The sequence below is a fragment of the Halomonas sp. 3A7M genome (assembly GCF_014897875.1).
GTDB lineage: Bacteria > Pseudomonadota > Gammaproteobacteria > Pseudomonadales > Halomonadaceae > Vreelandella.
Map to the genome: position 1 here is coordinate 1 of NZ_JABUZD010000037.1, position 8,920 is coordinate 8,920.

An 8,920-nucleotide genomic window follows, 5' to 3' on the forward strand; every position below is an offset into this window, starting at 1 on the left:
AACGAAGCGCCTTGCCATGGTTCCGTCCGTGTCAGTTATCCTACGTACATTATGCACGAAAACTTTCAGTTAGGCACTTACCTTCAACCCAAAAAAGCCTCTACGCCTTCATCCTTGAGGCTCTGCTTTGCTTCACTTAGCGCTTGAGCGTCAGTCTCAAACGTCTTGTCCCACACAAAAGATGTACCTGCCTCATTAACCACTTCCAGAGTCCAGGTTGTCTCTGCTTCCAAACGGTAGATGCTCACCGTGAATGCATGGCCTTCCGCTTCCACTGTTTCATTGAGCGGGCTATCGACCAGGTTCGGCTCATCTTGCATCACGGCTACTCCTTAACCCTTCGTTTTCTGGATGGCGGCTCGAACGTAACGACGCTCACCGATGATATTCGAGCGCTTGTGTGACGCCTTCATCTCTCGGACTAGAGACGCTGAAGCAAACATACGCGCTTCCACATCAATGACGCGCTTGCCTCGCTTCTTCTCGACAAACTCAACGTGCGAAAGCAGCCCCTCTGCCTCGATCCTTTGTATATGCTCACGGAACTTGCGGCGCGCATGATACGGGCTCTTGTAATTCAGAAGCCCTGTCGTCTCCTGTAAGGACGACAGTTTGAGCGAGTAAGGTGTCTGCTCAGAGATGTTACGGCCGTTGAGCAACAACAACTTGATGATGGCATGACCGACATGCGTTTTGACTTGTGCAACACGAAACACGTTGTACTGCTGATACAGGCCCGCATGAATACCCAGGCTGATAATGGGGTGAAACCTTGCCGTCCAGAAACCGTTTCGATCATGAGCATCAAACCCATTCTGCTCAAATGACACAAGCTCAGGCAGAATCGCCCCTCGCGCATTGATTCCCCCTTTCGAGGTCGAGCGAACAGACAGATTGCACTTGTTCAATACTTCCAAAGAACGCATCAGGGCTGGGTAGCTACGCCCCCTCCCCCAATGCTTGAGCTGTTGCATCAGCTGGTTAATCGTGAAATGCACCCCGTAACTCGGCAATGCGGCATTGCCCTTCGCAGGTTTATGGGATATGTCCGCCGGTTGAAGGATATCGCCGTTATTCATTGCCAGCTTGACCAGCGCCAGCTCCACAAGCTCATCGGTATTATCGGGGTAGCAAAAGATGGTCTGCTGAACGCCGTTGGCTTCTGTCCGAATTTGTGCCGGTGTCATCTCAAGGGTGTAATGCTCGCCGCTGTCTTCAAACGAATAGTTGACGATCCCCATTTCCTTCGCGTCAGGGCTGTTATTGATCCCTTGGATATCGCTGCAATTGTAACGGGGTATGCGCTCCCAAAACTGCATCAGGTTGGACGCATTGGCGCGTTCTTCCGGCGTGTTTGTCAGCGTCGACTGGAAATCACGAAGAGACTGCCCTTCAGGCGTCAGTGCTGCGTCAGGCAGAACATCCGGCTCGGCCAGCTTGAGTGCCGGTACATTGGCAACGTCTTCAGCCTGCCCACTTTCCGGCATGATCGAATCAAGATCGAGTGACAGGTTCGTCGGCGGTGAGTCCGATTGATCGGCTTTGCTTGTTTTTGATCTGCGCAGGTCGCTAGTGACCTTCTCCCAGTCCGTGCGAGGATGCTGTGCCATGTCCTTTCTCTGATTCGGTGAGTACGGCTTTATGGAACTGAGTGTAGCGAAGCGAAGCCGCTCCTTCTATGTACGCTCTGTACACATTCTGCACTTTTTTTGTCGCACCCTGCTTCTATGTACCCTCTGTACAGGTTTCTAACGTGAGAACACCTGTATATTCTATGTACGATCTGTACACATTCTGCAGCGTGAAGCCTCTCGCGTGGACATAGCCTCTTTCTGATTGGAGCCTCCAGAGCAAACCATCGGGTTCTATGTACGATCTGTACACGTTTCTATGTACGATCTGTAAATCTTCTGAGTTATCCACAGATTTTGGGGATAACCCAGTGAAAAAAAGCTGCCATTCTATGTACGCTCTGGACGGGTTTGAGGTATTTCAGGGTTTTGTATGTACGGTCTGTACACGTTTCTATGTACGCAGTGAACAGGTTTTCTATGTACGCTCTGTACGGATTGCCCAGGGCAGTAAGGCCAGAGCCCCCTTTCTATGTACGGAGCAGACAGGTTTCTATGTACGACTCGGACAGGTTTCTATGTATGGAGTGAACAGGTTTCTATGTACGGAGTGGACAGCTTTGATCGCTAAACAACTGTCTGAAATAGATATTTTTGAGCCTCCTTCTTCCCTTTTGTCCTTTTATCCTTTCCATATATCCTTTAGAGATCGCAGGCCAACCCTGAAGAAGAAATGTCCTCTACGCGGCCATCGCTCAAGCCACTGACGGCAACAAGCGTATCAAGTGACGACCAAGGCCGACCATCAACAATCGCTGTTGCCCTGCTCTCGCCGACATGGGGCAGATCGTTTAATTCATCCGCTGGCGCTGAATTGATATCAATGCAGGTATTTGTCTTGGAAGATGCCACGACTGTCGCATCATCGGGTAAGCGCAAAGACGCGCCGTTCAAGGCAATCCATACAGGCACATGATCAGAGATCGCATCACGGGCAACTTCATGATTGATTCCCCAGCGCTCAGGGAATCTCAGAATACCTTGGTCGGTTACTGACAAAGACGTGCCTTCCTGCAGGAACATGTGATCGTAGTGATTCGGATACCTGTCCTCTGTCGTGCTGATCGTTGTGCCTCTGCCATCCTCGTATGCCGCTTCAACACCCAAAAGTTCAAGCGTGTCAAAGCCAAGGTGCTCGCTGTCGAGGTTGAAGTCCCCTGCCAGTATGCGAGGCACACCAGGATAGGCTTCTTCACCTAACCACTGCCAGTAATCAGCCAACCCCTCAATCTCAGGCAGCCGGTCACGAACACTATCGCCATATAGAATATGCACGTTGGCAATGGCAAATGTCTCACTGGTATCTCGATCAGTAAACAGCGCTGAATACGGCTCCCGTGCAAAGACGTCCGCACCGTCGAAAAACACAGCGTCCCCACCCGATGCTGACACCTCTGATTCTCGCCAGAAGAACGCATACGCCTCTTTATAGCTACTGCGCCCGATCAGGTGACTCATCACGTATCCCCAAGGTTCACCTGATGCTTGCTCCAACGACAGATGCAAATTTTCAGCGCCATCTTCGCTCATGACCTCTTGCACTGCGAGCAAATCGAAACTGTTACCTATCTCACCTAAAATCGCTAAGTCCTTGTCGTTGTTCCAGCCCAAGTGGTTAATGTTCCAGGTTGCGATGGCAACGTCAGCATGGACAGACAATGATGAAATCATCAAGGCACCAAAAGCGGATAACCTCAAAACCTTGTTTGATACTATCATCAAAACCTCATTTGCTGTCCGGCTGTCTATTAATGCCCAGCGCCCACCAGTAAGGCTCAAAGCTGTTTTCCACGCTGTCACAAAGCAAGTCGACAAAAAGATCGTAGTTGCCGGTGCAATGGGCAGTATCCAGTGCTTCGTAGTAAGCCAACCGCTGCTCTACCTTGATCAGAGCGGCAGGGAACCCTGCTTTCATCAGCTCGAAATTCATCAGAAGCCGCGATGTCCGCCCATTCCCATCAACGAAAGGGTGAACCTTGACGAACTCACCATGCAAACGGGCAGCTCGCTCAATGGGGTGCAAAGTGCCAGCCTCTTGATGATACCAATGAAGAAAATCGCTCATCGCCTGAGGAACCCTGTAGGCTTCAGGTGGCCGGTGCTCGGCACCTGATATCATGACATTGACCTGGCGATACGCTCCGGCATTCTGATCGTCGACGTTTTTGAGTACCAGCTGGTGCAGCGATTTGATCAACCATTCGGATAGAGGCTCACGCTGCTTAACCCAGTCTTCAACCATCCAAATCGCTTCTCGATGGTTAATAACCTCAAAGTGCTCTCGCAGGGTTTTTCCACCCACCGTAATACCTTCAAGAGCGACCTTGGTTTCCTTGAGCGTGAGCGTATTCCCTTCGATGGCGTTGCTATGGTAAGTCCATTGCAAAACCAGCGATTCATGTAGGTTGCGGACAACGGCATGAGGCAGCGGTCGATACTGATCCAGCTGCTCTTTAAGCCGATCAAGTCGTGAGAACCTGTCAGACATCCGCCCTCTCCTGATCAGTCAACCTCAAAAAACCCGATGGGCTTTTCTTCAAATGAGGTTTTGATGCAATGAATAAAAACACTTTCACGCTTGATCGCCGTCGATCAACTTATCAATTTGTTCACGCAGGATATCCTTGATGGTCATGCCATTCTGAGCCGCGTATATCTTCAACCGCTGATGTTCTTCATACGTCAGATCAATGTTGACCCGTTTTTTGGCCGGTCTGTCTGCCAGGCTCGCTAACGTCGCTTCTTTTCGCTTGTCTGCTTTCGCGCTTGGGCGTCCAGCACTAAGTACACCTTTGGTCATCTCAACAACCTCAAAAAATCATAACTTCAAATCATTATTGCCGCATTAACGTAAAAACTCAATTGATCAAAGCCCCAAAACCTCAAATGAGCTTTGCTTTCAGCTCGTTCATCAATGCGTTGATTTCAATAGATGCGGGGCCGTCAGGGTCTTGGTCGAAGACCGTTGTACCTGTTGCGGCCGTCGTGGGGTAGATAACCCGCTGAGTAACCCGACTCTCAAGCACCGGCAACTCATATTCGTTAAGTGCATTGGTGACTTCCGACCCTATCCGCGTCCCCTTGATCGCCCTGGAGACAACAAACGCCGCTTGCATCTTGCCGTCAGTGATCTCAATACGCTGCTTCACCAACTCGACAAGATCAGCTGTCGCCCAAATATCGTACGGGCTTGGTTGTGCCGGAATCAGCACAAAATCTGCTGCCTTAATGGCAGACGCTGCCAGATCGGCTGCCTGTGGCGCGCCATCAATCACCACAAATTCTTTGCGAGCCAGGTTTTTCAAATCACGCCCTATGGTTGGACGGTCAATGCCGACTACCGGCACCGGCTGATCCTCACGAACCGCTGCCCAATCACGGGCGCTGCCTTGGGGGTCTGAATCAACCAACAGTACATCATGTCCTGCCATCATCAGCGCAGTAGCCAGGTGCGTTGCAATCGTCGTCTTACCCGAACCGCCTTTCTGATTTAAAACCGCAATAACGTGCATTGTATCTCCGCCATCGTGTAGGAACCTTATCTGAGCTTATGAAGAAATGGGGATTTTATCAAATGGTCATAAACTCAAATAAAAGAATGAGGTTATGAGGTTATGAGTCATTACGTTTAAAGGAAGGGGGTATGGGGAGTTTGCGTATATACACCAGCTCAACGCGCATGGAAGGTGAACGATCAGCTTGCTATCGCTAGTATATATGTCAATGCGATAGGGAGTAGCAAGGATATCGTGCTGACGGCCTCCCAATCAGGTCTCAGGAGTCTTATTGGTGCTGAAATTGTGATGAATTGAGCGTATGAGTCTATGAGCTTATACACATAAGCGCTTTGCCTCATGACCACAAATACTTAATTGAGGTTATGAGGTTTTAAGTTAAAACGTTTAAGCGCCTTCACACGCTCGTGGTGCGTCGGATGTGTGCGAAGACAGATAGGCCGCTGCAAAGGCTCAAACGTGGAAGCCGCTGCCAGCGATCTGAACAGCGCGATGCCTGGCTCTGCACCTTCCTGTGACGCTGCAAAGGCGTCAGCGCGAAATTCACTACGCCGTGACGCCCAAAGTGTCAACGCCTCGTAAGCTGCACCACCGAGCTGTCTGCCAGCTTTATCCAAATTTTGGAATAGACGCTCAAAACCAACCAACAAGCGGCAAAGAGGATGGCCTACTAGCGGTATCCAGTAACATAGCCGAACAAGCCATTTCACGACCTTCAAGCGTAGGCGCTGCCAAGCAAGCACGCTGTCCAGAAAGCGCTGCCAGGCAAACACATGGCGGGCATCCCCATGAACCAGATGGCCGACTTCGTGAGCGATCACCCAGCGCAATATGTCCGACGGCAACTGCAAAACACCCGCTGACAGTACCAAGTGAGATTTTCTTATTGGCGGCGCAACGACAAAAGCAACCACATAGGCATTCTCGGCGGCCCAAAGGTGTGGGCATCGGATACGATGTTGCTTGCACAGACGTTGTGTATAGAGCGCGATAGGATGGTCTGCCGATACCTTAACCAATCTCCCCTTGGCCAAACGCTGCAACTGTCGTTTGCGGTGTCTCATCGCTTGCTTCGCCCCATTCCAAACCAAAAGACACAGCAGCCCCCACGCGATCACCAGGGCGAGATGAATCAACGTATTTTGGGATAGCGGCACCCAGTCAATCTCTGGCCATGCAGGACGAACACCGGCGGCGAACAACCAAGAAGAAATATGTGCAAAAACGCTATAAACAGCCCAAAGAATTATTAAAGGTAAAAAAGCACTAAAAATACTCAATAAAATAAAGCCAGCTAAAAAAGCTGTGTTGTGCAAAAAAGCACATAAAAAATTCGCTATGCCTTGTAAAGACCGAAGATAAGAACATTTGCAGAACGATGTCATGAGCCATCGCCTTCTTTACTAATGACATAACGCACTTTTTCAACCAAAGGGTTTATATAATGCTCAACAGCGTTATTTAATCTAGGAAGCATCCTTGTGTTTTTTTGTCTGCTGAGTCTATCAAGGTTTGCGAGTTAGCCGACTTCCATTGTGAAAGCGATGAAGGGGGCATCCAGTCTGGTAACGTCCGCCAAGGGGTACGATGCGTCGATTCTGTAGGTTTCACTGATGAGGCACCCGACAAAAGCTCGGCATTGACCCAGGGTGCTGGCGCGCCTGGCGGCATATTCCCTTGACCGCCCGCTGTCAAAACATCGAGTCGTCGTCGGGGCTCGGCAAAACGTCCATGTCGTTCTAGCGGTTCAACTGTGATCGTTGCAAGGTGTCGGTCTGGCCGATAATGAGCTGCTTGTACCTCTATCTGTAAACGATCCCTAATATCGGGACACCAGGCACGCTGACAGTCGTGGCTCACGACGATCTGGACGTTGTGGTGGTTTGTCGAATCCGACACAGTATCGCCGGAGGAGATAACTGTTTTCGCCGTTCCCAGGGCAGGCGGAATTGTCAGCGCGAGCCCAAGTGCCATCGCTGGCAATGCTAGATATGGAAGCATGTTCCGCTCCAAAAAAAACGCCCTCAAAAGGGCGTCAGTCATTAGGTGAATGGGGCGTTTTACTCGGCATCGGGCGTCACGGGAGCAGACTGATTGGACGCGTCCAGCCAGTCCCCAATGCCCAGCGAATCCAACAAGCCGCCGACCCAGGTATAAACGGGCATAAAGTATTCCGGCCAAAGGTGCATCAATGCCATCCCCAGCACTGCACCGCCTATCAAGCCTGCCAGGTTCGTTCTGGCCAGAAAGAGGGCGACACCAATGGCAATCGCAATCGGGGAAATGGGGAGCATAATTAACCTTCCTGTTCAGCGGGTTGGCCGTTGGCTGTTCCTGCCTCCGCACTCTCCTGCTCGATCATGCCCCTTAATGCCGAAATGATGGCTCCTGGCGGCTGCGCCCCAGACAAACGGACTTCCTCTCCCGTTTCGTTGTCGATCAAAAACGATGTCGGCGTACCCGTAACACCTTCTGATTGTGCTTCACGCCCAAGAACAGCCACATGGCGTTGTACATCGCTGCTTTGCATACACTGACGAAACGCTGAACGATCAAAACCCATCGTTTCAGCTACATCGAGCAAACCCGCTTCGCGCACCTGATGATTCTCGTAGATATAGTCGTTAAGCGCCCAGAAATGCTGATTATCACCGAGACGGCCTGCACACTCACTCGCCAATGCTTGGGTGGTCGAGTTGGCATCCATGATCGTCATGTGATGGTACTGAGCCTTCATCACGCCCTGACTGCTATCAACAAGTTGCTTGGGAGTATTGTGAAACTGACGGCAGTACGGGCAGTTGGGATCGGAATAGGTGTACAGCGTGAAGCGAGCGTCAGCATCCCCGTATGTCCAGGGCGTATCGTCTTCCAAATCGGTAGGGGCATTGTCATACCCCTCTAACAATGCCTGGCGCTGTGCCTCTTGCTCGGCCTGCGCTCGCTGCTGCATCACCTGATCAACGGCGGCCACCAGGTCAGTGTTACGCGTTTGCTGTCCAGAGGAAGTGTTGATGGCATCGGCAAGGTCAGACAGTTTCGCATTGGTCTGTTGGAGTTGATCAGCCGTTTCAGTCTGGGCGTTCAGCAGCAAACCGAATGCAAGTGTTGCCAGCAATCCGCTGCCGATAATACCGCCAAGCGCAAGGTGCATCGTGCGACGGTCGCCTGTGGCCGAAGATGTAGCTTTTGACATGAGTATTCCTCTGGAATGAAAAGTACCTTGGCAGAGTACGCGCAGGAAATGATCAGACAGGCCAGCGGAACACCGGATTTCTAGGCAAAAACAAAAAACCCCCAAAAAGGGGGCTGTAAGCCTTTGTGAGAGCCTGAAGGCATCAGGCGGCCCAAGGTAGCAGGTAGGGGGTAGAAAACACGACAGAGGCCGTCAGGAGCCAACAGAAAAGGGCGTATAGCTGCAAGCCAATGAAACGCCGCATCCCTCCCTTCCTGACATATCTTCCAGCCGTAGAGATGGCCATAAAGACCCCGCCAACTGCCAGAGCAAGAATCGACGGCATGATCCATTCGATACCGACACCCGCAAATGCCCGCCAGAAAAAGAAAACAAAAAGGCCGATGATCGGGGAAAGAGACACAATGCCCTGTACCGAAACAGCCTGGCGATACTTCCCATGTGGCGTGTCGTCAACAAGGTATGCACGCACCAGACGGTGAGGTAGAAGTGACATAGCTTTCAGTGAACAGCGCAAAGAACGGTTTTGACGGCTCATCAGATTTTGCGCGGGATACCCGGTACTTCTAGTGCCGGGA

General features: G+C 51.2%; 11 protein-coding genes. All 11 read right to left on the bottom strand.

Annotation, left to right across the window (positions count from 1 at the left end):
- Window positions 1-83: 83 nt before the first annotated feature.
- Window positions 84-320 carry a hypothetical protein gene (locus INT19_RS02810; protein ID WP_193059640.1) on the bottom strand — a complete coding sequence of 79 codons (237 nt, stop codon included), beginning with the start codon at window positions 318-320 and terminating at the stop codon, window positions 84-86.
- A 12-nt stretch (window positions 321-332) separates the two neighbouring features.
- Window positions 333-1,610, bottom strand: coding sequence for a hypothetical protein (locus INT19_RS02815; protein WP_193059641.1), 1,278 nt, complete (start codon window positions 1,608-1,610; stop codon window positions 333-335).
- A 663-nt stretch (window positions 1,611-2,273) separates the two neighbouring features.
- A complete protein-coding gene (locus INT19_RS02820) occupies window positions 2,274-3,302 on the bottom strand; it encodes an endonuclease/exonuclease/phosphatase family protein (protein ID WP_193059642.1) in 1,029 nt (342 codons plus the stop codon).
- Window positions 3,303-3,357: 55 nt separating this feature from the next.
- Window positions 3,358-4,119, bottom strand: coding sequence for a Fic family protein (locus INT19_RS02825; protein WP_193054913.1), 762 nt, complete (start codon window positions 4,117-4,119; stop codon window positions 3,358-3,360).
- An 84-nt stretch (window positions 4,120-4,203) separates the two neighbouring features.
- A complete protein-coding gene (locus INT19_RS02830) occupies window positions 4,204-4,431 on the bottom strand; it encodes a plasmid partition protein ParG (protein WP_192539307.1) in 228 nt (75 codons plus the stop codon).
- 82 nt (window positions 4,432-4,513) lie between these two features.
- A complete protein-coding gene (gene parA / locus INT19_RS02835) occupies window positions 4,514-5,143 on the bottom strand; it encodes a ParA family partition ATPase (RefSeq protein WP_192539306.1) in 630 nt (209 codons plus the stop codon).
- A gap of 356 nt (window positions 5,144-5,499) precedes the next feature.
- Window positions 5,500-6,210, bottom strand: a complete 711-nt coding sequence (locus INT19_RS02840) for a M48 family metalloprotease (protein WP_193067736.1) — start codon at window positions 6,208-6,210, stop codon at window positions 5,500-5,502.
- 397 nt (window positions 6,211-6,607) lie between these two features.
- The gene (locus INT19_RS02845) at window positions 6,608-7,147 is read right to left on the bottom strand and encodes a hypothetical protein (RefSeq protein WP_193059644.1); all 540 of its coding nucleotides are present in this window, start codon (window positions 7,145-7,147) and stop codon (window positions 6,608-6,610) included.
- A 59-nt stretch (window positions 7,148-7,206) separates the two neighbouring features.
- Window positions 7,207-7,440 carry a hypothetical protein gene (locus tag INT19_RS02850; RefSeq protein ID WP_192539303.1) on the bottom strand — a complete coding sequence of 78 codons (234 nt, stop codon included), beginning with the start codon at window positions 7,438-7,440 and terminating at the stop codon, window positions 7,207-7,209.
- 2 nt (window positions 7,441-7,442) lie between these two features.
- On the bottom strand, window positions 7,443-8,342 hold the full coding sequence (locus INT19_RS02855; protein WP_193054912.1) for a DsbA family protein: 900 nt from the start codon (window positions 8,340-8,342) through the stop codon (window positions 7,443-7,445).
- 142 nt (window positions 8,343-8,484) lie between these two features.
- Window positions 8,485-8,920: hypothetical protein (locus INT19_RS02860; protein WP_226924456.1), on the bottom strand; the 436-nt coding region annotated here is incomplete at its 5' end.